The sequence below is a fragment of the Nocardia sp. CA-145437 genome (assembly GCF_050956485.1).
Lineage (GTDB): Bacteria > Actinomycetota > Actinomycetes > Mycobacteriales > Mycobacteriaceae > Nocardia.
On the sequence record NZ_CP191204.1, the window covers coordinates 2,192,117 to 2,214,631 of the forward strand.

Genomic DNA, 22,515 nt, shown 5'->3' on the forward strand with positions numbered 1-22,515 from the left:
GATGAAGACATTCCGTCGCCTCGGCGCGGTCGCCGCCGTGCTCGCCGTCGCCGCCGGTCTGGCCGGCTGCGGCTCCGACGACAAGAAGGACACCCCGGCCGGATCGGATCAGGTCACCGGCACGGTGACCGTGTTCGCGGCGGCGTCGCTGACCGAGACGTTCACCAAGCTGGGCAAGGACTTCGAGGCCGCGCACCAGGGCGTCAAGGTGGTCTACAGCTTCGGGGCCAGCTCCGCGCTGGCCGAGCAGATCAAGCAGGGGGCGCCCGCCGACGTGTTCGCCTCGGCCGCACCCGCCAACATGCAGCAGGTCGTCGACGCCGGTGACGTCACCGGCACGCCCGCCACCTTCGTCAGCAACCGCTTGGAAATCGCGGTGCCCAAGGGCAATCCGGGCCACATCACCGGGCTCGCCGACTTCGGCAAGTCCGAGCCCAAGCTGGCGCTGTGCGCCGAGCAGGTGCCCTGCGGCGCGGCCGCCAAGAAGGTCTTCGAAGCCGCCGGCGTCACCCCGCAGCCCGACACCCGGGAGCAGGACGTGAAGGCGGTGCTCACCAAGGTCACCCTCGGCGAGGTGGACGGCGCACTCGTGTACCGCACCGATGTGAAGGCCGCGGGCGACAAGGTCGAGGGCATCGACTTCCCGGAGTCGGCCAAGGCCGTCAACGCCTATCCGATCGCGCCGCTGGCCAAGGCCCCCAACGCGGCCGCCGCCGCGGCGTTCGTCGACTACATCAAGTCGGCCCAGGCCAAGCAGGTCTTCGCCGCCGCCGGATTCGAAACCCCGTGAGGCGTCCCCTCACCCGTTCCGGGTCGCGTCGGTGACGCGAGCCGGAACGCGTCGGCGGGCAGCACGAGGGCGACGTCCGCTCGCCCTCGTGCTGCCCGCCGTGTGCGCGCTGGCCTTCCTGATCGCACCGCTGATCGGGCTGCTGGTGCGCGCTCCTTGGCCGACGCTGACCACACGGCTCCTCAGCGCCGAAGTCGCTCGGGCACTACGGCTCTCACTGCTGTGCGCGAGCCTGGCGACGGTGATCTGTCTCGTGCTGGGGATCCCGCTGGCCTGGCTGCTGGCCCGCGGGAACGTGCCGGGACGCGGGCTGATCCGGGCGCTGGTGACCGTTCCGCTGGTGCTGCCGCCGGTGGTCGGCGGTGTCGCGCTGCTGCTGGTCTTCGGCCGCAGAGGGCTGTTCGGGCAATACCTGTACGACTGGTTCGGGGTGTCGCTGCCGTTCACCACGCCGGGGGTCGTCGTCGCGGAGGCGTTCGTGGCCATGCCCTTTCTGGTGATCTCGGTCGAAGGCGCGCTGCGCGCCGCCGACACCCGCTATGAGGAGGCGGCCGCCACGCTCGGTGCGTCCCCCTGGTACACCTTCCGTCGTGTCACCTTGCCCGCGGTGCTGCCGGGGGTGATCGCGGGCGGCGTCCTGTGCTGGGCGCGGGCGCTCGGCGAGTTCGGCGCGACCATCACCTTCGCGGGCAACTTCCCCGGGAAGACGACGACCATGCCGCTGGCGGTCTATCTCGCACTGGAGACAGATCCGGACGCGGCGATCGTGCTCAGCCTGGTGCTACTCGTGGTGTCGGTCGGTGTGCTGGTCGCGCTGCGGGAACGCTGGATTCGAGGCGCGGTGTGACACTGCACGCCGAACTGCGTGTCGAGCGGGACCGATTCCGCCTCGACGTCGACCTGACCGTCGAGCCCGGTGAGGTCGTCGCGCTGCTGGGTCCCAACGGGGCCGGGAAGACCACCGCGCTGCGGGCACTGGCCGGTCTGCTGCCGCTCACCGGCGGCCGGATCGCGGTGGCCGACCGGGTCTGGGATGCCCCGCCCACGATCTTCCTGCCCGCCGAACGGCGCGAAGTGGGCGTCGTCTTCCAGGATTATCTGCTGTTCCAACACCTTTCGGCTCGGGAGAACGTGGCCTTCGGTCTCCGCGCGCGGGGTGTGCGTCGTTCCGAGGCCCGCGCTCGCGCCGAGACATGGCTGGACCGGGTCGGCCTCGCCGACCACGCGCACAGCACGCCCCGTGCGCTTTCGGGCGGTCAGGCCCAACGGGTGGCGTTGGCCCGCGCGTTGGCCACCGACCCCCAATTGCTGCTGCTCGACGAGCCGCTCGCGGCGCTGGACGCCAGTACCCGGCTGCAGGTACGCAGCGATCTCGCCCACCATCTGCGTGACTATCCCGGGCACACGGTGCTGGTCACCCACGATCCGCTCGATGCCATGGTGCTGGCCGACCGGCTCGTGATCCTCGAGCGCGGTGCGGTGGTCCAACAGGGCGCACCGGTCGAGATCGCCCGCCGTCCCCGTTCGGACTATGTCGCGAACCTGGTCGGACTCAATCTGTTTCGCGGCACCGCCGACAACGGTTCGGTGTCTGTCGAGGGCGGGGGCGTGCTCGCCGTCGCCGACCCGGCCTCAGGCCCGGTATTCCTGGCCTTCCCGCCGACCGCGGTCAGCCTGCACCTCGAACAGCCGTCCGGCAGTCCCCGCAATACGTGGCAGGTCACCGTGGCGGGCGTGGAACAACACGCCAACACGACCCGCGTCCGACTCGACGGAACGCCATCGGTGCTCGCCGATGTCACGCCCGCCGCCGTCGCCGAGCTGCGCCTGCAACCTGGTCTGCGGCTGTGGGCCGCGGTGAAAGCCACCGAGATCCACAGCTATCCGGCCTGACCGTCACCGATGCGCCGATCCGCCCACGCGGTCGCGACCATCCCGGCCGGCACCTTCCGTACCTGAACCGGCCAACTCGGGTGATCACGGCCGATTCGGACTTCGCTTCGCGCCGCAGGGGAAGCGAGCGGTTTCGGGTTGCGAGACCATGGCTGACCAGGCCTGTCCGCTCTTCTCGGGTCGGGGCGGAGGTGGATGCCGCCCCGGAATGCGGTAGCGTGCGGCCATGGCTGGAGCACTGTGCCCCGGGTCCTTCGACCCGGTGACCAACGGACATCTCGACGTGATCGCCCGCGCCGCCGAGCAATTCGACGAGGTGGTCGTGACCGTGGTGGTGAACCCCAACAAGCAGGGGATGTTCACCGTCGAGGAACGCATGGAGCTGATCCGCGAGGTGACCGCCCACCTGCCCAACGTGCGCGTGGAATCCTGGCGCGGACTGCTGGTGGACTTCGCCAAGCAGCAGGGCGTCACCGCGATCGTGAAGGGCCTGCGCGACGCCACCGATTACGGCTACGAAGTCCAGATGGCGCAGATGAACCGCAAGCTCACCGGCGTCGACACCTACTTCATCGCCACCAACCCCGCCTACAGCTTCGTCTCCAGCTCCCTGGTCAAGGAAGTGGCGACACTCGGCGGCGACATCGCCGACCTGCTGCCCCCGGCCGTCCACAAGCGCCTCATGGCCCGCATCGCCGAACGCAAGACCAACGCCTGACGAACCCGCATCCCGCTGGGCCGCAACCCCATACGGCCCAGCGTGCGCGAATTCGAGCCTCCCGCCACCCGGCGCGGCTGTCCAGCGACGCTGTCTCGCGCGCGGCTGTGTCGAGGCCCCGGCGCGGTGAAAGCTGTTCGAGGCCCCGTGTCGGTGAAGCCGGTTGAGGCGCATGTCGGTGAAACCGGCTGAGGCCCCGCGTCGTGGCTGATCCAGGACAGGCCATGTCCACGGTGCTGTGCATCCGTGGGTCACAGCGCGCGGATCGAGGCCGGGCGGGCCGGTAGTGCGGGGGCGGGCTCGATTCGTCCGTCGGGTCGCGGGCGGGATCGGGAGAGCGCGGAGCGCAGGCGGCGGGCGGCGCGGTCACGGATGAGGTCGTCCCAGGTCCAGCGGACCACCTCGAAACCCAGGGCGCGCAGGTAGGTTTCGCGGATTCGCTCGCGGTGGATGGTGGCCGCGAAGTCCTGGCCGGGGCGGAGTAGGCGGCCGTACTCGGTGGGGCCGTCGAACTCGCACAGCACGCCCGCGGACTCGTAATAGAAGTCGACGCGCGCCACGAAACGGCCGTCCGGGGTCAAGACATTGCCCTGAGAACTCGGCAGCGGCAACGCGTGCCGTTCGATCATGGTGCGGCTGACCGATTCCCCGATGCTCTGGCTGCGGCCGTCGAGCAGGGCGATCACCTCTTTCGCCTGGCCGATGCCGTAGCGGCCCTTGGCCTTCGCGATCTCCTCGCCGAGTTCGGCCGTGGTCAGTCCGAACCTGCCGGCCAGCGCGTCACCGGCGACGACCGCCGCCTCGAACGGCAGCGTCAGCGCCAGATCCACCACGGTCCGCGCCGGGGTGGTGACCGGGAGCCCGTCGACCTCGACCGCGCGATCCACCGGCGAGCCATGGACTTTCGCGAACGGCCGGGTCCGTCCGCCGCCCTTGCGATTGCGGGTCACGCACACCCGATCCAGCGGCGTCCGCCACAGGGTGGTCCCGTACAGCACGGCCGCCGACTGATGACTCACCACGCTGCCCGCCGCCATCTCCGGCAGCAACGCCCCGATCAATTGCCGATGCTGTTCCCGCCGGTCCAGCGCGGTCGGGACCGGTTCGTGCACCCGCTGTCCGGAGCTGCCCCGCGATCCGGCGACCGATGGCAGTCCCTTACCCCGGTGCGTGCCACACCCCGCGAGCAGCGCCCTGCGCGATTCCCGTGCCCCGCACTGTCGTCCGCCGTCCGCGGCCCTCACCTGCCTCCCGCTGGTCGTCGTGGGCTCGGCCGAGCTGGTTGCCGGGGAGTCGGCCGGTCCGGTCGTAGGGGCGTCGCCTGAACCGGTCGCCGGGGAGTCGGTCGAGTCGGCCGGAGCGGCGTCGACGCCGGTCGCGTTGGTCGCGGTGGTCGCCGTGGCGGTCATTCGCCCTCCTGCCGCGGCGGCCGTGGCCGGCGATGCCGCACGCACGATCCGCACCCCCGTCCCGGGGGTCGCTGGGGCCGTGGTCCGTTCGTATCTCGCCGTCCCCCAAGGCATCCGCGCGCACGGTCCATGTCGGAACCCCTTTCGTCGTCGATACTGGCTTGGACGTCGACGCGCCGAAAGGGGTTCCCACGGTCACGGAGAACATGTGGGGGAGGGGGCTCAGAACACCCAGAGCCGCAGGGTGAGGAAGCGCATGGTGCCGACCACGGCCGTAATGCCCAGGACGGCAACGGCTTCGGCGATATCGCCCATGCCGGGTGCGGTGACCTCGAGAATCGCCAGGCCCGCCGAGGTGATGGCGAGCCCGGCCAGCGCCAGCGCCCCGCCCTCGATCTGCGCGGTGTACCAGCGCACCCGGTCCGCGGCCTGGAAGGTGAGCCGCCGGTGCATCTCGTTGGCGAGCGCGGTGCTCACGATGGATCCGGCCAGATTGGCCACCTGCGCGCCGCCGCCGTAGAGGGCGAGGAACAGCAGGATGTATCCGACGTTGCTGAGGCCGCCGACGAGGGCGAAGCGAATCAATTGAGCGAGGGCGGCATCGCCGCGCAGCCAGGCCCCGATCCGGGCCGACCAGCGGACGCCGGTCGCGCGCAGGGCGTCGGCGCTCCGGTCGAACGCCTCGGAGCCGTAGGCGAAGGCTTCCGAACCGAGGGTATAGGTGTGCACCAGACCGGGCACGGGCATCGTCGCCCGCTCCGGAATCTCGTGGACAGCCATCGTCTACCCCATCCGAACACACCGTTACTTGTCTTGCTCATCAACGGTAAACCAAGTGGAGCTATTTCCTCCACTTGTTTTCGGGTCACGATCTGTGAACTAGGCCATGTTGCGGAAAACCCGCGACACGCCGTGTCGGACCTTGTTGACAGCGCGGAGATTGGCAGACTGGCGGAAGCGGAGAGTCTCGCCGTGAGTCCTGGCAGGAGAGTGGGGTAGCACATGTACCGGGTATTCGAAGCGCTCGACGAACTGGTGGCCATCATCGAAGAGGCCCGCGGCATCCCGCCGACCCGAAACTGCATCGTGCCGCGCGGCGAGGTGCTGGAGCTACTCGATGACGTCCGCGAGGCGCTGCCCGGCGAGCTCGACGACGCTCAGGACGTGCTCGATCACCGCGACAAGATCGTCACCGACGCCCGCACCGGCGCCGAGACCACCGTCAAGACCGCCAACGACCAGGCCCACCACACCGTGTCCTCCGCCCGCGAGGAGGCCGACCGCATCCTGGCCGACGCCAAGGCCCACGCCGACCGCATGGTCGCCGAGGCTCGCGCCCACGCCGACCACCTGGTCGCCTCGGCCGAGGAGGAGGCCGAGCGCACGGTGTCCGACGGTAAGAAGGAGTACGACTCCCTCACCGGCCGCGCCCGCGCCGAGGCCGATCGTCTCGCCGCCGCCGGCCAGGCCTCCTACGACCGCTCGGTCGCCGAGGGCAAGGCCGAACAGGATCGCCTGGTCTCCCAGACCGAAGTCGTCCGGGCCGCCCACACCGAGTCCGCCCGCCTCATCGACACCGCCCAGGCCGACTCCGACCGCCTGCGCTCCGAATGCGACGACTACGTCGACGGCAAGCTCGCCGACTTCGAGGAGACCCTGCACAGCACCCTGCGCATCATCGGCCGCGGCCGCCACCAGGTGCGTTCGGACTCGTCCGTGCCGGACTACGCCTCCGAGTTCCGCACCGAGTCCCCCGGCTTCCGCCGCTGATCGACGACCCGGTTCCCCCGCTTCGCCCCATTTGGGTCGCGAGCGGGGCTTTCGGTATTGTTGGGTGGTTGCCCATTCCCAGCCAGCTCGAAGGTGAGTTCAGAGATGTCCGCCGATTCCGGTAATGCCTCGCGTCATCGTCACAAGATGACCGACGCGGGTTTCGTGCTGGATGTACGCAGTCTCGGACGCGCCCCGGGTTCCATCAAAGAGCTGCGTCGCACCGTGACGACCGCGGAGAAGATCGGCCTCGATCTCGTCGCGATCCCGGCCGGTGCCGATGTCGAGCTGGATCTCACGCTGCAGTCGGTCTCCGAGGGTGTCCTCGTCACCGGCACGGTCACCGCTCCCATCGAGGGCGAATGCTCGCGCTGCCTGGACTCGTTCACCGACGAGCTCGCGTTGCAGCTGACCGAGTTGTTCGCCTACCCGGACAGCGCGACCGAGCAGACCACCGAGGAAGACGAGATCCCGCGTCTGGTGGACGATTTCATCGACCTCGAACCGGTGATCGTCGACGGCGTCGGCATGGAGCTGCCGCTGCAGCCGCTGTGCGAGCCGGACTGCCCGGGTTTGTGCCCGGAATGCGGCGTCAAGATGGCGATTGCGGGTTCCGGCCACGGTCATGAGATACTTGACCCTCGCTGGGCCGGGCTCGCGAATTTCGCCGCTGAGTCCACCGACGCAGACACTGCGTCGGACCCATCAACCGATTCCACCCTTGCGGGACACAACGGTGCCGCAAGTAAGACAGAGGAGAGCTAGTCGTGGCCGTTCCGAAGCGTCGGATGTCCCGTGCCAACACCCACGCGCGTCGCAGCCAGTGGAAGGCCACCGCGCCGACCCTGATCACCTGCCCGAACCGCGCCTGCGGTCAGCAGACCCTGCCGCACATCGCGTGCCCGAGCTGCGGCACCTACAAGGGCCGTCAGGTCACCTCCGCGATCTGATTCGCGTATAGCCCACCGTGACCGCCAGCAAGGACGCGGCGGATTTTCCCGCCGTAGGTGACGCCGCCGACCATGCCAGCCTGCTCGAGGCGCTCGGCGTAGACGTACAGCCGGAGCTGTTGCGCCTCGCGCTCACGCACCGGTCGTACGCCTACGAGAACGGTGGCCTGCCGACCAACGAGCGCCTGGAATTCCTGGGCGATTCGGTGCTCGGCCTGAGCATTACCGAGCGCCTGTATCTGGAGCACCCGGACAAGTCCGAGGGCGAACTGGCGAAGCTGCGTGCGAGCGTTGTCAACATGCACGCGCTCGCCGAGGTCGCTCGCGGGCTCGGGGCCGGCGGTCTCGGCCGCCACCTCCTGCTCGGTAAGGGCGAGGAGCTCACCGGCGGCCGGGACAAGCCCAGCATTCTCGCCGATGGCATGGAGTCGTTGCTGGGTGCGGTGCACCTGCAGCACGGCATCGATGTCGCGCGGGAAGTGGTGCTGCGCCTGTTCGCCGCTCTGCTCGAGCGCGGTCCCCGGATGGGGGCCGGGCTCGACTGGAAGACGAGCCTGCAGGAGCTGACCGCCGAGCGCGGCATCGGCGTGCCCAGTTATGAGATCACCTCCACCGGACCCGACCACGACAAGGAGTTCACCGCCACCGCGGTGATCGGCGGGCAGGGTTACGGCCAGGGGGTGGGCCGCTCCAAGAAGGAAGCGGAGCAGAAGGCCGCGGGCGCGGCCTACCGGTCGTTGAACGCCGATAACGTGCCAGAGGGCGCCGTGGCGGACGGCTCGCAGAGCTAGATGCCCGAACTTCCCGAGGTCGAAGTCGTCCGGCGCGGACTCACCGAGCATGTGGTGGGCCGCGTCCTGGACAGCGTCACCGTCAAGCACCCGCGTTCGGTGCGGCGGCACGCGTTCGGCGGGGACGACCTCGCCGCCCGGTTGACCGGTCTGCGCGTCGACGCCGCGCACCGGCGGGGCAAATTCCTGTGGCTCACCTTCGACGAGCCCGACACCTCCCTGGTCGTGCACCTCGGCATGTCCGGGCAGATGCTGGTCCAGCCCGCGTCCGCGCCGCTCGAGAAGCACGCGCACATCATCGCCACCCTCGACGACGGCAATGAACTCCGTTTCGTCGACCAGCGCACCTTCGGCGGCTGGCAGCTCTCCGATCTGGTCGAGGTGAACGGCACCTGGGTCCCGGAATCCGCGGCCCACATCGCCCGCGACCCGCTGGACGAGCGTTTCGACGCCGACGCCGTGGTGAAGACCTTGCGCGGCAAGCACTCCGAGATCAAGCGCCTCCTGCTCGACCAGACCGTCGTTTCCGGCGTCGGCAACATCTACGCCGATGAGGCGTTGTGGCGAGCGAAGATCCACGGCGAGCGCCCCGCCGGGAAGCTGACCCGCCCCGCGCTGCACACCCTGCTCGCCGAGACCCGCACCGTCATGGACGAGGCCCTGCGCGCGGGCGGCACCTCCTTCGACGCCCTCTACGTCAACGTGAACGGCCAATCCGGCTACTTCGAACGCTCCCTCAACGCCTACGGCCGCGAGGACGAGCCCTGCCGCCGCTGCGGCGCCCTCATGCGCCGCGAGAAGTTCATGAATCGCTCCTCCTTCTCCTGCCCGCGCTGCCAGCCCCGCCCCCGCGGCTGAGGGTCGCACGTCCTCAGTGCCAGCCGGTGACCGATTGCAGGGCCAGACTTCCGGTGGCCAGGGTCACCGAGAGAATGCCGCCGAACACCAGCGGCCGGGTTCCGGCGTTGCGCACCTGATCCCAGGTCAGTTCCGCGCCGATACCGACCAGGGCGGCCACGATGAGCCAGGCGCCGGCCGCGGTGACGGCCGCGAGCCAGTCGTGCGGAATCACGCCGGTCGCGGCCACGGCCGATGCCGCCAGGAACAGCAGTACGAAGGCGGGGACGATGCCGCGCAGGGCGGAGCGGGCCGGTGGGCGCGTGCGTCGCTGCGCCCAGTGCAGTCCGACGCACATCGGCACGATCATCAGGCTGCGCACGAGTTTCACCGTGACCGCGAAATGTGCTGCGGCTGTTCCGAAGACAACCCCGGCCGCCAGCACCGATGAGGTGTCGTTGATGGCGGTTCCGGCCCACAGCCCGAATGCCTGATCGGACATCCCCAGCAGTCGGCCGATCGGCGGAAAGGCGAGTACGGCAACCACATTGAACACGAAGATGGTCGCCAGTGCGTAGCCGACCGTCTCGCGTCGAGGCCGGAGCACGGCGGTGGCCGCGGCGATGGCCGAGGCGCCGCAGATCGTGGTTCCCACCGCGACCAGTGTGGCGGAGTCCCGATCCAATGCCAGCAGCCTGCCCACCGCGAAGGCGGTGACCGCACCGATCACCAGCGTGCCGAGCAGTACGGCGGCCGAGCGCCGGCCGACGCTCAGGACGGTACCCATCGGCAGCCCCAGGCCGAGCAGCACAATCGCGGTCTGCAACAGTCGCTGTCGCGCGAAGGCCAGACCGGGAGCGAAGCGTCCGCCCGCTCGTAATGCGGCGCCGCCGAACGCGGTCGCGATGGCGCCGCCGCCCAAGCCGAGGACCGGCGCACCGACCACCGGCAGCACCCGGCCGACGGCGGTGGCGAGGAAAGCGAGGACTGCGACCAGGGCCAGTCCGGGAATCAATGAACGCATGGGGGTCACTGTCACCGCGGCAAGTCGGCGCCGGTAGCGGTCGAAATCGGAGGAGCTCATAAACGGCGTCTGGGTGTGCGGACAGGCCCCGGGTGGCGCGCCGCCGCCGTTTGCCGATAATCAGGCGGTATGTCTCTGCCGCGTGGGACCCCCGGTCTGGACGAGCTGGATCTGCTGGTGTCGGTGGCCGAGCTGGGCAGTCTCGGCGCGGCGGCGCGCAAGCACGGCATCACCCAGCCGGCCGCGAGTTCCCGGATCAGCGTGCTGGAGCGTCGATTGGGCCTGCACGTGATCGAGCGCGGCCCGAACGGGTCCGTACTCACCGATGCGGGCGGTGTGGTGGTCGCCCATGCCCGGGTGGTGCTGGCCGCTGCCGCCGCGCTGGTGGACGCCGCGGCCGAGCTGCGGTCCGCGCGATCCGAGCGGCTGCGCATCGCGTCGTCGAAAACCATTGCCGATCACCGCATTCCGCATTGGCTCGCGGCGTTGCGCGCGGCGCGGCCGCGGGTGGGGCTGGCGCTGGAGGTCGGAAACTCCTGCCAGGTGGCCGATCTGGTGCGTTCCGGGGCGGCGGATATGGGATTCGTGGAGGGTCCGCGTCTGCCCGACGGTTTGGCCGGGCGGGAACTCGGCGCGGACGACCTGGTGATCGTGGTCGCGCCCGCGCACCCGTGGACCGGCCGCCGGCGGGCGCTGACGCTCGCGGAACTGGCGGAGACTGCCTTGGTGTGGCGGGAGTCCGGCTCGGGCACGCGGGACACGGTCTGGGAGGTGCTCGCCGAGCACGGCACGCCCGCCGCGCCCGCGGTCGAGATGGGGTCGGCCGCCGCCATTCTCGCGGCGGTCCGCGGCGGCGTCGCTCCGGCGGTGCTCAGCCGCCTGGTGGCCGGACCCGATCTGGCCGCGGGCCGGGTGCGGGAGGTTCCGCTGGCCGGTTCGGCCGTGCTCAGCCGCACCTTTCGTGCGGTGTGGCGGCGTGGCGCGCCGCCGGAGGGTTCGGCGCGGCTGCTCGTGGATTTCGCGGTGCGGATCGAGTCGGCCCGGCGGCCGGATGGGCCGGGCGAACGGGACTCGGCTGGCAATACTCCGCGCTGATCCGGCGTTGCCGCAGTTCAGCCGATAGTGCGGCGGTCGGCAAGTGGCGTAACTGACCGGTAATTGCAGGGCACGTTCCCCGTAATGACCGGTTCCGAGTATTTGCCGCATGACAGGCAGACTTCCTTCGCGGCACAGCGCATCGGCGGACGGTGCGGGCGGGCGGCGCAGCGCTCCGGCCCGCCGGGTGCGCGATGTGCTGCGCGCCCGTATTCGCAGCGGTGTGTATGGTGACCGGCCGCTGCCGGCCGAGGCGCAGCTGGCCGCGGACTTCGGGACCAGTCGCAACGTCGTTCGGGACGCCCTGGCGCTGCTACGCGACGAGGGGTTGATCGACCGGGTGCCCGGCGCCGGAACCTTCGCGGTCGCCACCTTGGCGGTGCAGGGCTTGGACCGATTGCGAGGGCTGGCCGAGAGTTTCGATACCGGCAGCGACCGCATCGTGAATCGGGTGCTGCTCGCGGAGATCGTGCCCGCGACCCCGATCGTGGCCGAGCGGCTGGAGCTGGCGCCGGGCACACCGGTCGTGGCGCTGGAACGCGTGCGTTATCTCGACGGCGAGCCGCTGTCCTTGGACGCCAGTTACCTCACCGCCGACATCGGTGCGCCGCTGCTGGACATGGATCTGGCCGGGCGTGATGTGTTCGGCCTGGTGGAAGCCGAATTGGGGCTCCCGCTCGGTTCGGCCGCGGTGGCGATCGAGGCTGTCGCCGCCGATCCCACGGTGGCCGGATTGCTGGCCGTCCGGCCCGGTTCCCCTCTGCTGTTGCTGGAACGGCTCACCTACACCGATTCCGGCCGTCCGGTGGATCTCGAATACCTCCGTTTCCGCGGTGACCGGTTCTCCCTGTCCGGACGACTGAACCGCATCCCCGTCGCGCCGTACCGCGGCGCGACCGCATCGACCGAAAGAGGCTGAAAGACCATGACAATGGACATCCCCCCGGTCGCCGGCGGCCGGCAACTCAGCTGTGATGTGCTCGTCGTCGGCGGCGGTACGGCCGGCACCATGGCCGCGCTGACCGCCGCCCGTCACGGCGCGAGCGTGCTGCTGCTCGAGAAGGCGCACGTGCGGCATTCCGGGGCGCTGGCGATGGGCATGGACGGCGTGAACAACGCCGTCATCCCCGGCAAGGCCTCCCCGGAGGACTACGTCGCCGACATCACCGTCGCCAATGACGGAATCGTCAACCAGCGCACCGTGTTCGAGACCGCGACCCGTGGTTTCGAGATGGTGCAGCGGCTCGAGGGCTACGGCGTCAAGTTCGAGAAGGACGAGCACGGCGAGTACGCGGTGCGCAAGGTGCACCGGTCGGGCAGCTACGTGCTGCCGATGCCGGAGGGCCGCGACGTCAAGAAGGTGCTCTACCGCACGCTGCGCGCTCGCGACGTGCGCTCGAAGGTGACGATCACCAACCGGGTGATGCCGGTGCGGGTGCTGACTGTCGACGGTGTGGCGGTGGGCGCGGTCGGATTCGACACGCGCACCGGCGAATTCGTGACGATCGCGGCCGGTGCGGTGATTCTTGCGGCCGGTGCGTGCGGCCGGCTCGGGCTGCCTGCCTCCGGTTATCTGTACGGCACCTACGAGAATCCCACCAATGCCGGCGACGGCTACGCCATGGCCTATCACGCGGGTGCGGAGCTCTCGGGGATCGAGTGTTTCCAGATCAATCCGCTTATCAAGGATTACAACGGTCCCGCCTGCGCGTATGTGGCCAATCCGTTCGGCGGCTACCAGGTCAATGCCGAGGGCAACCGCTTCGTCGACTGCGACTACTGGTCGGGGCAGATGATGGCGGAGGTCAAACGCGAGCTCGACAGTGCCCGCGGCCCGATCTATCTGAAGCTCAGCCATCTGCCCGATGCCACCATCAGTGAGATCGAGGGCATCCTGCACACCACCGAGCGGCCGACCCGCGGCACCTTCCACGCCGGGCGCGGCACCGACTATCGGACCCGCGACATCGAGATGCACATCTCCGAAATCGGTTTGTGCAGTGGGCATTCCGCATCCGGCGTCTGGGTCGACGAGCACGCGGCGACCACCGTGCCCGGGCTGTACGCGGCGGGGGACATGGCGCTGGTGCCGCACAACTACATGATCGGGGCCTTCGTCTACGGCGATATCGCCGGTGAGCACGCCGCCGGATTCGCCCAGGGCGCGGTCGCGGCCGAGCTGCCCGCGGACCAGATCGAGGCGGCGCACGAGCTGATCTACCGGCCACTCGGCAATCCCGACGGTCCGCCGCAGCAGCAGGTGGAGTACAAGCTGCGCCGGTTCGTCAACGACTATCTGCAGCCGCCGAAGGCCCAGAGCTATCTGACGCTGGGCGTCGAGGCGTTCGAGCGGATGCGCCGGGACATCGACGGCATGGGAGCGCGCACCCCGCACGAGCTGATGCGCTGCGCCGAGGTCACTTTCATCCGCGACTGCGCCGAGATGGCCGCGCGGGCCTCGCTGCGCCGCACGGAGAGCCGCTGGGGTCTCTATCATCAGCGTGCCGACTGGCCCGCGCAGAACGACGCGGAGTGGTTCTGCCACCTCAACCTGTACCGCGACGAGCAGGGCGCGATGGCTTTCCGCACCCGACCGGTAGCGCCGTACATCGTGCCGGTGCCCGGATTCGTCCGTCCCGACGGGGTGGCCGACGAACCGGCCCCGCCGAAGGGCGCGCAGTGGGAGGCCGCCGACGCGAATCCCGTTGCGGCGCAGTCGGGGACCATGGTGTCCACGCCGGTCGGGAGCGTGCGATGAGCACGCGCCTGCTGGAGTTGATGGACCTGGCCGAGGAATGTCCCGAACTCGACGACCTCCGGCCCTTCCTGACCGACGCGGATCCGGAGGTGCGGCGGACGGCGCTGTCGGTGCTCAGCGAGACCACCGAGGAATGGGCCGCGGCCGCGCCGCTCATCGCCGGCGGTCTAGCCGATGCCGACGCCTCGGTCCGCGCCACCGCCATCGGGTTTCTCACCGAATTGGTCGAAGTGCTCGTTCCCGGACCGGAATTCGAGGCGATTCTGCGCGAACGGACCACGGCGGCCGAGCCGGCGGTGCGGGCCGCGGCCGTCGAGGCGCTGTGGCGGCATCGCCGGGCTTCCGCCGTCGAACTCGCGGATCTGCTCGGCGATCCCGACTCGGCGGTGCGCCGGTCGGCGGTGGGCGGGCTGACCTCGGTGGACGCGCTGCCCGAACTCGGTGCCGCGGTCGTCGACCATGACCCGCTGGTGCGCATCGCCATCGCGAAAGGCATTGCCGCACTGGGTGATCCCCGGGGCGCGGTGACCCTGCTGGCGCTGGCCGTGGACTCCGAGCCGCTGGTCCGTGCGGCGGCCTTCACCGCACTGGCGAGCACGGGGTGCGATCCAGCCGCCACCGAGCTGGCCGCAGCCGCACTCACCGACCCGGCATGGCAGGTGCGTCAGGGCGCGGCGATCGCCCTGTCGGTCGCCGCGCCCGATGTCGCCGCCGCCCACCTGATCTCGGCGATCAGCGATGACAACCTCGATGTCCGCAAGGCCGTCGTGCGCGGCCTCGCCGAACACATCGCCGAACGTCGCGAGGTCACCGACGCCCTCCACACCGCGCTCGAGGACCCGGACGCCGATGTCCGCGCCTTCGCTCGCATCGGAATAGCCAAAGCCCGAAAGGAACTGTGATGGCCCAGGCAAACTCTCGCGCCGATGTCCCGGTCACCGTGGACGAAGCCAAATGCATTGTCGGCTGCACGCTGTGCGTGGACATGTGCCCCCTCGATTCGCTCGCGATCCACCCCGACACCGGCAAGGCGTTTATGCACGTCGACGAATGCTGGTACTGCGGGCCGTGCGCGGCCCGCTGCCCGGTCGACGCGGTCACCGTCAACATCCCGTACCTGTTGCGCTGAGTTCGAGGGATGTGAGCGAGATGAGGACTCTGCGCGCATGCGCCGCACTGCTCGGCGCGGCCCTGGCCGCCACGATGGTCTCCGGCTGCGGTTCCGGTGACGCTTCGACGGTCACGGTGAACATCGGCTATCAGTCGCGGACCATCAACACCGTCACCGTCGGCACACTGCTGCGCGACCGCGGCACCTTCGAGGCCGAACTGCGGGACCTCGGCAAGACCAACGGCGTGAAATACAAGGTCGAATGGAAGGATTTCGCTTCCGGGCCGCCGTTGACCGCCGCGATGCTGGCAGGCCAGGTCGATATCGGTTCCATGGGCGACGCGCCGGTCCTGGTGAACGGATCCAAGACGCGCGACCACTCCGACGTGCGGTCCGAGCTGATCGCCATCGCCGGCTACAACCTGCGCGGTTCGCTGAATCAGGTGGTGGTGCCGGTGGATTCGCCCGCGACGAGCCTGGCCGACCTGCGTGGTCAGGTGGTGTCCACCAGTATTGGATCGGCCGCGCACGGCATGCTCGCCACCGGGCTCACCGGCCTGGGCATGTCGCTCGGCGATGTGAAGCTGCTCGGGCAGGACCCGCCGGTGGGTGCGTCGGCTCTCACCGGCGGTCAGGCGGCGGCTCTCGCGCAATTCGTGCCGTGGCCGCAATCGCTGGTGTTCCAGGGCAAAGCGCGACTGCTCTACGACGGCGGCAGCGCCAATATCGCGACCTTGCACGCGGTCGTGGCCAATCAGCGCTTCGATCGAGCGCATCCGGATGTGGTCGCGGCGTTCCTCGCCGCCCAGCGTGAAACCGGTGACTACCTCAACGCACATCCGCTCGACGCCGCGAAGCGGGTAGCCGAGCTGACCGGGATCCCGGCCGAGGTCGTCTACCTCTACAACGGCCCGAACGGGTTGGTGCACTTCGATTCCACGATCAAGGCGCCGCTGGTGGACGCGCTGGGCAAGCTGCTGCCCTTCCTGAAGGGGCTCGGCGCGGTCGGCGATCTGGACCTCGGCCAATTCGTGAACGACCGGTACGTGCGCGCCCTCTACGGCGCCGACTACGACACCCGCCGTGCGGACACTTCCCCGCCCAGCGCCCTGATCGGTACGGACCCGGTATGCGGTGGGGCGGTATCGGATCCGGCGACCGCGTCCGAGGTGTGGTTTACCGGCAAGGAAACCACCTCGGTGGCGCGCACTCCCGCATGCCTGCTGAAGCAGATCGCGCAATCCGCCGACGCGGTGCGGGTCGCCTACGTTCCCGATGCCGGTACCGGGCTGCGGCTGTTCGCGGCGACCGCTACCTGGGTCACGGATCCGGCCGCGCCGGCCGATGGCCGGCTGCTGCCCTTCGCGGTCCTGGCCGACGCCGACCGCTACGTGAGCACGCACCCGGGCAGCAGCGTCCTCGATTACAAGGCGGCGCTGCAAGCCCGCTGACCTCGGGCCGATGCGGGCCCGCTCGCATCGGCCCGGCCACCCGCCAGGAGACCAGGAGGCCTCGACCATGGCCGTATCCATCGAAACACTTGCCCCCGAGTCTATTTCGACACCGTCGGTGCCCGCCAGGGTGCCCGCGCGTCGACCGCTACTGCCGCGGGCGCTGGCCCAGCGCATGCGGTCGGCACTGCTCACCGCCGTGCCCTTGGTGGCTCTGCTGCTGGCGTGGCAGTTCCTGACCGCCAATCACGTGGTGTTGTGGCTCCGCTTCGACAAGATCCCGGCCCCGGGGGAGGTGCTGGATTCCTTTCGGATGCAGCTGGGTTCGGCCGATTATTACCGCAATATCGTCTCCAGCACCCGCCGCATCCTGCTCGGGTTCGGCCTGGCCACGGTGACGGGCGTCCTCGCGGGGATGACGATCGGACGTTCCCGCGTGGCGGCCCAGCTGATTCGGCCGGTGATCGAGGTCGCGCGGCCCATTCCGGCGATCGCCCTGGTGCCCTTGGCGATTCTGCTGTTCCCGACCGGTGAGCAGGGGATCGTCTTCATCACCTTCTTCGCGGCGTTCTTCCCGGTGGCCGTCAGCACCATCCACGCCATGCACGCCCTGCCGCGAGTATGGGAGGAGGCCGCTGCCACGTTGGGCGCGAAACGGCTCGACATCCTCTTCCGCATCGCCCTGCCGGGCGCGCTTCCGGGGATCTTCTCCGGGTTGTCGGTCGCGATGGGCGTCGCCTGGATCTGTGTGATCAGCGCGGAGATGATCTCGGGGCAGTTCGGGATCGGTTACTTCACGTGGCAGGCGTACGGGCTGCTCGACTATCCGTCGGTCGTGGTCGGCATGCTCACCATCGGTGCGCTGGGCTGGGTGACCTCGGCCCTGGTGGAGCGGGCGGGCCGCCGGGTCAACCGCTGGCTGCCGCGAGCGGCGCGATGAGCGCGCCGGCGTCCGGGGCGGCGGTCCGGCTGCGGGACCTCGAGATCGCCTACGGCGGCGAACCGGTGGCCCAGGTGGACCTGAGCATCGAACCCGGTGAGATCGTGGTGTTGCTCGGCCCCTCCGGTTGCGGGAAATCGACGCTGCTGCGGGCACTGTCGGGGCTGTTGCGGCCCTCGGCCGGGTCGGCGGAGGTCGACGGCGTCGCTGTCGGATCCGGGGCCGAACAGTGCGCGATGATGTTCCAGGAGGATGCGCTGCTGCCCTGGCGCACCGCCCGCCGCAATGTCGAGTTCGCGCTGAAACTGCGCGGGGCGCCGCGCGGTGAGCGCCGTGGCGAAGCTCGCGAACTGCTCGCCCAGGTCGGTCTGCAGGACTTCGCCGACCATCTGCCCAGTGCGCTGTCCGGTGGCATGCGCCAGCGGGTCCAGCTCGCCCGCACTCTGGCGACGCGGCCGCGGGTGCTGCTCATGGACGAGCCCTTCGGCGCGCTCGACGCGCAGACCCGCACGGAGATGCAGCGGCTGCTGATCTCGGTGTGGCAGCGGTACCGCACCACGGTCCTGTTCGTCACCCACGACGTGGACGAGGCGCTGCTGCTGGCCGACCGCATCGTGCTGCTGACCGCACGGCCCGCGCGCACGCAGCGCATCGTCACCATCACCGAACCACGCGCGCCCGGAGCGCGTTTCGAACCGGAGTTCGCGCGGCTGCGCTACGAGATCCTCGCGGGCCTCGGCGAATCCGCCGACAGCTCGGCCGATCTCGCCACCATCATCGAGAACTGAGGAGAACCAATGCCTTTCGTCATCGGCGCCGCCTGCGTCGACGTCATGGACAAGGCCTGCGTGGAGGAATGTCCCGTCGACTGCATCTACACCGGCGGGCGCATGGCCTACATCCATCCCACCGAATGCGTCGACTGCGGCGCGTGCGAGCCGGTCTGCCCGGTCGAGGCCATCTACCTCGACGCCGACCTGCCCGGCGATCAGCAGCCCTTCGCCGCGGAGAACGCGCGGTTCTTCACCGAGCCGTTGCCCGGGCGGGCCGGCCCGATCGGAGCGCCCGGGGGCGCTGCGCACACCGGCGAACTGGGCGTGGACACCGAATACGTGCAGGCCTTCCGGCCATGACCGGACTCGACTGTCCCCTGCGGATCGCGATCATCGGCGCCGGTCCGGCCGGCATCTACGCCGCCGACGCGTTGATGAAGTCCGGCGCGCACGTGTCGATCGACATCTATGAGCGCATGCCCGCGCCGTTCGGGCTCATCCGCTACGGTGTCGCGCCGGACCACCCGCGCATCAAGGGCATCATCACCGCGCTGCACAGGGTGCTCGACAAGCCGCAGGTGCGGCTGCTCGGCAATGTCGACTACGGCGTCGACATCGATCTCGTGGAGCTGCGACGCTTCTACGATTCGGTCATCTTCTCCACCGGGGCCGACGCCGACCGCGCCCTGGCGGTGCCAGGTATCGACTTCGACGGCTGCTACGGCGCAGCGGATTTCGTGTCCTGGTACGACGGTCACCCCGATGTTCCCCGGACCTGGCCCCTCGACGCCGAGAAGGTCGCCGTCCTGGGGGTGGGCAATGTCGCCCTGGACGTGGCCCGGGTGCTCGCCAAGACCGGTGCGGAACTGCTGCCCACCGAGATCCCGCCGAACGTGCACGCGGGTCTGGAGCAGAACCGGGCCGTCGAGGTGCACGTGTTCGGCCGCCGCGGCCCAGCCCAGGCCAAGTTCACCCCGCTCGAGCTGCGCGAGCTCGACCACTCGCCGACCATCGAGGTCATCGTGGCCCCCGAGGACATCGACTACGACGAGGGCTCCGAGGCCGCGCGACGCAACTCCAAACAGGTCGACATGATCTGCAACACCTTGGAGCAGTGGGCGATTCGTGACGTCGGCGACCGCCCGCACAAGTTGTTCCTGCACTTCTTCGAGAACCCCGCCGAGATCCTCGGCGAGGACGGCAAGGTCGTGGGCTTGCGCACCGAGCGCACCCGGCTCGACGGCACCGGAAACTGCGAGGGCACGGGCGAATACACCGACTGGGACGTGCGGGCGGTCTATCGCGCCGTCGGCTATCTGTCGCGCGCGGTTCCAGAACTGCCCTTCGACGACGCGACCGGGACCGTGCCGAACGAGGCCGGGCGGGTGCTCGTCGATCCCCGCGCCACCGGTTCGCGGCGCTATCTGCCCGGGGTCTACGTGACGGGCTGGATCAAGCGCGGCCCGGTCGGACTGATCGGCCACACCAAGGGCGATGCCAACGAGACCGTCGCCTGTCTGCTCGACGACGCGGCCGAGCTCGCCTCCGCGACCGACTCCGACCCCGACGCCGTCGTGGAATGGCTTACCGCCAAAGGTATTCCATTCACCACCTGGGCCGGGTGGTATCGCCTCGACGCCCACGAACGCGCCTTGGGTGAGCCGCTGGGCCGCGAGCGCGTCAAGGTCGTCGAGCGCGCCGACATGCTCCTCGCGAGCAGCTGACCCGTATCGGGAGAGGAAAACCATGAGCACTCCAACCACGGTCGAGCTCGATCAGGACCGCATCCACGAGGCGCTCAGCACCGTCGTGGACCCCGAAATCCAGCGCCCCATCACCGAATTGGGCATGGTCGAGGCGATCACGGCCCGCGCGGGCGCGGTGGTCGTCACGGTGCTGCTCACAGTCGGCGGCTGCCCGCTGCGCGACACCATCGCCCGCGATGTCCGGGCAGCCGTCGCGGCGGTGCCCGGCGTCGACACCGTCGAGGTCGAATTCGGCGTGATGAGCGACGAGCAACGCACCGCGCTGCGCGAGCGGCTGCGGGGCGGCGCCGCGACCATCCCGTTCGCCGAACCCGGGTCGCTCACCCGCGTCTACTGTGTCGCCTCGGGCAAGGGCGGCGTCGGAAAGTCCAGCATGACAGTGAATCTGGCGGTCACGCTGGCCGAGCGTGGCCTGCGCGTCGGTGTCATCGACGCCGACATCCACGGGTACTCGCTGCCCGCGATGCTGGGCTGCGCCGCCGCGCCCACACAGGTCGAGCGCATGATCATGCCGGTCACGGCATACGGGGTGAAGCTCATCTCCGTCGCGATGTTCGTCGACGCGAACGAACCCGTGGTCTGGCGCGGGCCGATGCTGCACCGGGTCGTCAACCAATTCCTCACCGACGTGTACTGGGGTGACCTCGACATCTTGCTCATCGATCTTCCGCCGGGCACCGGTGATATCGCGATCTCGCTGGCCCAGCTGCTACCGGCGGCGGAATTGATCATCGTCACCACGCCGCAACGCACCACCGCCACCATCGCCGAACGCGCGGGCGCGGTCGCGGCGAAGACCGGGCAGCGCGTAGCCGGTGTCGTGGAGAACATGGCGTGGCTCGAACAACCCGACGGCACCCGCGCCACCCCGTTCGGCAGTGGCGGCGGGGACGCGGTCGCCCGTCGGTTGAGTGAAATCCTCGGCGCTCCCTGCGACCTGCTGGGCCGTGTTCCCTTCGATGCGCGGATGAACGACGCCGGTGACACCGGCGCACCGATCGCCGTGGCCGACCCGGATTCCGAGATCGGGCGAATCTTCCGCCGCCTGGCCCGGACCCTGGCCATCCGGCCACGCGGCCTGGCGGGTCGCACGCTGGCATTGACGCCCAGCTGAGAACCGGGCAGTGACAGAAAGCGTTCGGGCAGGCTGAGCCGAATCGGCTCCACGGGAACTGGATAGTGTGGCGTTAACCGGGTGATCCAGCTTTCCGTCATGGTGTCGATGTGCATCTGAGGAATGATCCTGTGAATCCGTCCGCTCGTAGCGCTCTGGGTGTCGAAGAGAAACCAGTTCTGGCCGGTGGGACGCCGGCCGCACTGCTCGACCGGTTGACCGGGTATCGCCACGCGGTCCACTTTCCCGAATCCGGTGCGGTCCTGGCGTACCGGAACATTCCCGAACTGGCCTACGGCCTGGCGCAGGATCTGGTGGTCGAAGGCGTCGAGTCAGGCGACATCGTCGGCATTCTGGCCCCCGCGTGCCCGGGGTTCTTCCAGGCGTATTTCGGTGCGATCGCCGCGGGGGCGGGTACGTGCGTGCTGCCGGTGCCGTCGCTGGGGGCGGACCTCGCCGAGCGGCTCGCACCGATGCTCACCGCCACCGGAATTCGGTACGTGGTCGTCGCGGACGCCTTCGGCGGTTTCGCGGAAGCGCTGTCTCGTGGAGCGAACGAATGGGAGAAGTTCATGAAGCGTTCGATTGGCGCCAGCCGCCGCCGTCAAGGCCGCTTTCGCGCCTGAGACCAGCAGGTTTTCTTTTGAGCCGGGCAATCCGACTATCTCAGACCCGGCCTGTCGCTCAGGTTCAGGCGCTACCTTTTCAGTAGCGGCACGCGTGGTGCCGGCTGGAGGAAACACATGCGCAAACTGACTTACTACGTCGCGGCCACCATCGACGGATTCATCGCCACCGATGACGGCTCGGTCGACTTCTTCCCGGTCGGGGGTGATCACGGGCCCGCGATCATGGCGCAGTATCCCGAGACGCTGCCGACCAAGGTTCGTCAGGTGCTCGGCGTCGACAAACCGTGCCAGAACTTCGACACCGTGATCATGGGGCGCAAGACCCACGACTTCGGCGTGCGGACCGGCACGTCCAGCCCGTACTCGCATATGCGGCAGTTCGTGGTGTCCACGACGCTGCCGGAGAGCCCCGCGGCCGGGGTGGACCTGATCTCGGAGGATCCGCTCGCGCGGGTGCGGGAACTCAAGCGGGAGAAGGGGCTCGGCATCTGGCTGTGCGGCGGCGGTGAGCTCGCCCAGACCCTGCTGCCGGAGATCGATCAGGTGTTCCTGAAGCTGTACCCGATCGTGCTGGGGCATGGGCGGCCGCTGTTCGGAGCCGCCGGACGGCTGCCGGAACCGGCCAAGTTCCGGGTCCTCACCAGCCGGATCTTCGAGGACGGCGTGGCCTTCATCAAGTACAGCCGGATTCGCTAG

23 protein-coding genes and 1 pseudogene are annotated in these 22,515 nt (G+C 69.4%); 21 read left to right on the plus strand and 3 right to left on the minus strand.

All coding sequences use genetic code 11. The features are described from left to right. Position 1: 1 nt before the first annotated feature. The 4 genes from modA to coaD all read left to right on the plus strand — a co-directional run bounded on the left by modA (position 2) and on the right by coaD (position 3,401). On the plus strand, positions 2–790 hold the full coding sequence (gene modA, locus ACQPYY_RS09700; RefSeq protein ID WP_433593486.1) for a molybdate ABC transporter substrate-binding protein: 789 nt from the start codon (positions 2–4) through the stop codon (positions 788–790). Positions 791–878: 88 nt separating this feature from the next. Beyond that, positions 879–1,637, plus strand: coding sequence for a molybdate ABC transporter permease subunit (gene modB / locus ACQPYY_RS09705; protein ID WP_433593487.1), 759 nt, complete (start codon positions 879–881; stop codon positions 1,635–1,637). After that, entirely contained in the window at positions 1,634–2,683 is a 1,050-nt protein-coding gene (locus ACQPYY_RS09710; RefSeq protein ID WP_433593488.1) for an ABC transporter ATP-binding protein, read from the plus strand. The genes modB and ACQPYY_RS09710 overlap by 4 nt, the downstream gene beginning before the upstream one ends. A gap of 226 nt (positions 2,684–2,909) precedes the next feature. Further along, positions 2,910–3,401, plus strand: coding sequence for a pantetheine-phosphate adenylyltransferase (coaD, locus tag ACQPYY_RS09715; protein WP_433593489.1), 492 nt, complete (start codon positions 2,910–2,912; stop codon positions 3,399–3,401). 251 nt (positions 3,402–3,652) lie between these two features. On the opposite strand, the gene ACQPYY_RS09720 is transcribed toward coaD, so the two are convergent. Both ACQPYY_RS09720 and ACQPYY_RS09725 read right to left on the minus strand, forming a co-directional pair. Further along, positions 3,653–4,810: a hypothetical protein gene (locus ACQPYY_RS09720; RefSeq protein ID WP_433593490.1), complete on the minus strand. Its 1,158-nt coding sequence runs from the start codon at positions 4,808–4,810 to the stop codon at positions 3,653–3,655. Between the two features lie 222 nt (positions 4,811–5,032). Further along, on the minus strand, positions 5,033–5,590 hold the full coding sequence (locus tag ACQPYY_RS09725; RefSeq protein ID WP_379101774.1) for a GtrA family protein: 558 nt from the start codon (positions 5,588–5,590) through the stop codon (positions 5,033–5,035). A 222-nt stretch (positions 5,591–5,812) separates the two neighbouring features. Between ACQPYY_RS09725 and ACQPYY_RS09730 the strand changes: the two genes are divergently transcribed. The 5 genes from ACQPYY_RS09730 to mutM all read left to right on the plus strand — a co-directional run bounded on the left by ACQPYY_RS09730 (position 5,813) and on the right by mutM (position 9,179). Continuing rightward, positions 5,813–6,580 (plus strand): DivIVA domain-containing protein, encoded by a 768-nt coding sequence (locus tag ACQPYY_RS09730; RefSeq protein ID WP_433593491.1) that lies wholly within the window; start codon positions 5,813–5,815, stop codon positions 6,578–6,580. 105 nt (positions 6,581–6,685) lie between these two features. Then, positions 6,686–7,345 (plus strand): YceD family protein, encoded by a 660-nt coding sequence (locus ACQPYY_RS09735; protein WP_433593492.1) that lies wholly within the window; start codon positions 6,686–6,688, stop codon positions 7,343–7,345. A 2-nt stretch (positions 7,346–7,347) separates the two neighbouring features. Next, positions 7,348–7,530, plus strand: a complete 183-nt coding sequence (gene rpmF / locus ACQPYY_RS09740; RefSeq protein ID WP_033088742.1) for a 50S ribosomal protein L32 — start codon at positions 7,348–7,350, stop codon at positions 7,528–7,530. A 17-nt stretch (positions 7,531–7,547) separates the two neighbouring features. Then, positions 7,548–8,321 (plus strand): ribonuclease III, encoded by a 774-nt coding sequence (gene rnc / locus ACQPYY_RS09745; protein WP_433593493.1) that lies wholly within the window; start codon positions 7,548–7,550, stop codon positions 8,319–8,321. Then, positions 8,322–9,179, plus strand: a complete 858-nt coding sequence (gene mutM / locus ACQPYY_RS09750) for a bifunctional DNA-formamidopyrimidine glycosylase/DNA-(apurinic or apyrimidinic site) lyase (protein WP_433593494.1) — start codon at positions 8,322–8,324, stop codon at positions 9,177–9,179. A gap of 13 nt (positions 9,180–9,192) precedes the next feature. Here the strand turns inward: mutM and ACQPYY_RS09755 are convergent, their stop codons facing one another. Beyond that, complete coding sequence (locus ACQPYY_RS09755) at positions 9,193–10,182, minus strand: YeiH family protein (protein WP_433593495.1); 990 nt, start codon at positions 10,180–10,182, stop codon at positions 9,193–9,195. A 129-nt stretch (positions 10,183–10,311) separates the two neighbouring features. On the opposite strand from ACQPYY_RS09755, the gene ACQPYY_RS09760 reads away from it, so the two are divergent. The 12 genes and pseudogenes from ACQPYY_RS09760 to ACQPYY_RS09815 all read left to right on the plus strand — a co-directional run bounded on the left by ACQPYY_RS09760 (position 10,312) and on the right by ACQPYY_RS09815 (position 22,515). Then, the gene (locus ACQPYY_RS09760) at positions 10,312–11,277 is read left to right on the plus strand and encodes a LysR family transcriptional regulator (protein ID WP_433593496.1); all 966 of its coding nucleotides are present in this window, start codon (positions 10,312–10,314) and stop codon (positions 11,275–11,277) included. A 109-nt stretch (positions 11,278–11,386) separates the two neighbouring features. After that, positions 11,387–12,196, plus strand: coding sequence for a GntR family transcriptional regulator (locus ACQPYY_RS09765; protein ID WP_433593497.1), 810 nt, complete (start codon positions 11,387–11,389; stop codon positions 12,194–12,196). Between the two features lie 12 nt (positions 12,197–12,208). Beyond that, positions 12,209–14,937: pseudogene (locus ACQPYY_RS09770) on the plus strand (fumarate reductase/succinate dehydrogenase flavoprotein subunit). Then, positions 14,937–15,164, plus strand: coding sequence for a 4Fe-4S dicluster domain-containing protein (locus ACQPYY_RS09775; RefSeq protein WP_433593498.1), 228 nt, complete (start codon positions 14,937–14,939; stop codon positions 15,162–15,164). Before ACQPYY_RS09770 ends, ACQPYY_RS09775 begins: the two are co-directional and overlap by 1 nt. Positions 15,165–15,184: 20 nt before the next feature. Then, positions 15,185–16,597: an ABC transporter substrate-binding protein gene (locus tag ACQPYY_RS09780; RefSeq protein WP_433593499.1), complete on the plus strand. Its 1,413-nt coding sequence runs from the start codon at positions 15,185–15,187 to the stop codon at positions 16,595–16,597. Positions 16,598–16,664: 67 nt separating this feature from the next. Continuing rightward, a complete protein-coding gene (locus ACQPYY_RS09785) occupies positions 16,665–17,537 on the plus strand; it encodes an ABC transporter permease (protein WP_433593500.1) in 873 nt (290 codons plus the stop codon). After that, the gene (locus ACQPYY_RS09790; protein WP_433593501.1) at positions 17,534–18,325 is read left to right on the plus strand and encodes an ABC transporter ATP-binding protein; all 792 of its coding nucleotides are present in this window, start codon (positions 17,534–17,536) and stop codon (positions 18,323–18,325) included. Before ACQPYY_RS09785 ends, ACQPYY_RS09790 begins: the two co-directional genes overlap by 4 nt. A 9-nt stretch (positions 18,326–18,334) precedes the next feature. Further along, a complete protein-coding gene (gene fdxA, locus ACQPYY_RS09795) occupies positions 18,335–18,670 on the plus strand; it encodes a ferredoxin (RefSeq protein ID WP_433593502.1) in 336 nt (111 codons plus the stop codon). Further along, complete coding sequence (locus ACQPYY_RS09800) at positions 18,667–20,034, plus strand: FAD-dependent oxidoreductase (protein ID WP_433593503.1); 1,368 nt, start codon at positions 18,667–18,669, stop codon at positions 20,032–20,034. Before fdxA ends, ACQPYY_RS09800 begins: the two co-directional genes overlap by 4 nt. 22 nt (positions 20,035–20,056) lie before the next feature. Continuing rightward, positions 20,057–21,190: a P-loop NTPase gene (locus ACQPYY_RS09805; RefSeq protein ID WP_433593504.1), complete on the plus strand. Its 1,134-nt coding sequence runs from the start codon at positions 20,057–20,059 to the stop codon at positions 21,188–21,190. Positions 21,191–21,321: 131 nt separating this feature from the next. Beyond that, entirely contained in the window at positions 21,322–21,816 is a 495-nt protein-coding gene (locus ACQPYY_RS09810; protein ID WP_433593505.1) for an AMP-binding protein, read from the plus strand. A 117-nt stretch (positions 21,817–21,933) separates the two neighbouring features. After that, positions 21,934–22,515: a dihydrofolate reductase family protein gene (locus ACQPYY_RS09815; RefSeq protein WP_433593506.1), complete on the plus strand. Its 582-nt coding sequence runs from the start codon at positions 21,934–21,936 to the stop codon at positions 22,513–22,515.